Source organism: Bacillus pretiosus (assembly GCF_051294775.1).
Classification (GTDB): Bacteria; Bacillota; Bacilli; order Bacillales; family Bacillaceae_G; genus Bacillus_A; species Bacillus_A wiedmannii.
In genome coordinates this window covers 1-284 of record NZ_JBPPHF010000536.1, presented here as the reverse complement: position 1 = coordinate 284, position 284 = coordinate 1, and the positions used below count along the sequence as shown (strand labels likewise).

At 36.6% G+C, this 284-nt stretch carries 1 protein-coding gene; it reads left to right on the top strand.

The annotated features are described in order from the left end of the window. Window positions 1-28: 28 nt before the first annotated feature. Window positions 29-284: RNA 2',3'-cyclic phosphodiesterase (gene thpR, locus ACSG5Z_RS32060; RefSeq protein WP_435712966.1), on the top strand; the 256-nt coding region annotated here is incomplete at its 3' end.

The following is a 284-nucleotide window of genomic DNA, read 5'->3' as shown; positions in this document are numbered from 1 at the left end:
CAACAATAGAAAGAAGGAGAAGATGTACATGGAGCCGCATTATTTTGTCGCGATTACGTTACCGAATCATATAAAAGAAGTGCTGTCTAACTATAAAGAGGAAATGAAGGAGGAATTACCATTTCGTTCATGGGTACATAAAGAAGACTACCATATTACCCTTTCATTTTTAGGTAGTGCAACAGATGAACAATTAGAAGGAATAAAGAATGGATTACAAACCCTTACAGAAACGCAAGAACTAGCGTTCACATTACAAGGATTTTCTACGTTCGGTATGGAAG